This is a genomic window from Flavobacterium frigidarium DSM 17623 (assembly GCF_000425505.1).
GTDB classification, from domain to species: domain Bacteria; phylum Bacteroidota; class Bacteroidia; order Flavobacteriales; family Flavobacteriaceae; genus Flavobacterium; species Flavobacterium frigidarium.
The window spans coordinates 1-1,562 of sequence record NZ_AUDO01000038.1; the positions used below are offsets into that span (position 1 = coordinate 1).

Here is a 1,562-nt window from a genome sequence, read left to right on the forward strand (position 1 = left end):
AGTCTCCAACCTATCCTACACATCATTTATCCAAGGTCAATACTAAGCTATAGTAAAGGTGCACAGGGTCTTTTCGTCCCACTGCGGGTAAGCGGCATCTTCACCGCTACTACAATTTCACCGAGCTCATGGCTGAGACAGTGTCCAGATCGTTACACCATTCGTGCAGGTCGGAACTTACCCGACAAGGAATTTCGCTACCTTAGGACCGTTATAGTTACGGCCGCCGTTTACTGGGGCTTCATTTCAATGCTTCTTCTTGCGAATAACATCTCCACTTAACCTTCCAGCACCGGGCAGGTGTCAGGCCCTATACTTCATCTTACGATTTTGCAGAGCCCTGTGTTTTTGATAAACAGTCGCCTGGACCTCTTCACTGCGGCCAGCATTGCTGCTGGCGACCCTTCTCCCGAAGTTACGGGTCTATTTTGCCTAATTCCTTAGCCATGAATCTCTCGAGCACCTTAGAATTCTCATCTCGACTACCTGTGTCGGTTTGCGGTACGGGTACTATTAACCTGAAGTTTAGAGGTTTTTCTTGGAAGCCCTTAGGTGCACTATCTCTTTGTCCGAAGACGCCGAGTACTATCGTATTTCCCCAAAGCCCGTGGATTTGCCTGCGGGCCTTATAGGTAGGTACTTCAACGAACTATTCCGTCAGTTCGCGGCACTTTCATCACTCCGTCACCCCATCACAGTTAACAGTAGTACGGGAATATTAACCCGTTGTCCATCGACTGTCCCTTTCGGGTTCGCCTTAGGTCCCGACTAACCCACAGCTGATTAGCATAGCTGTGGAAACCTTAGTCTTTCGGTGTGCGGGTTTCTCGCCCGCATTATCGTTACTTATGCCTACATTTTCTTTTCTAACCAGTCCAGCATGCCTTACGACACACCTTCTACCCTGTTAGAATGCTCCCCTACCACTTAGAGTAAACTCTAAATCCATAGCTTCGGTAATATACTTATGCCCGATTATTATCCATGCTCGTCCGCTCGACTAGTGAGCTGTTACGCACTCTTTAAATGAATGGCTGCTTCCAAGCCAACATCCTAGCTGTCTATGCAGACAAACCTCGTTCTTTCAACTTAGTATATATTTGGGGACCTTAGCTGATGGTCTGGGTTCTTTCCCTCTCGGACTTGGACCTTAGCACCCAAGCCCTCACTGTTATGAAACATTATATAGCATTCGGAGTTTGTCAGGAATTGGTAGGCGGTGAAGCCCCCGCATCCAATCAGTAGCTCTACCTCTATATAACTTTAACCATAACGCTGCACCTAAATGCATTTCGGGGAGTACGAGCTATTTCCGAGTTTGATTGGCCTTTCACCCCTACCCACAGATCATCCCAAGACTTTTCAACGTCAACGGGTTCGGTCCTCCACTTTGGGTTAACAAAGCTTCAACCTGTCCATGGGTAGATCACACGGTTTCGCGTCTAACACTACTGACTAAAGCGCCCTATTCAGACTCGCTTTCGCTACGGATCCGTGGCTTAACCACTTATCCTTGCCAGCAACGTTAACTCGTAGGCTCATTATGCAAAAGGCACGCCGTC

The 1,562-nt window shown here is 48.0% G+C and carries 1 rRNA gene; it reads right to left on the reverse strand.

The features are described 5' to 3' along the window. A 23S ribosomal RNA gene (locus H603_RS0112785) occupies positions 1-1,562 on the reverse strand; the annotation flags it as partial.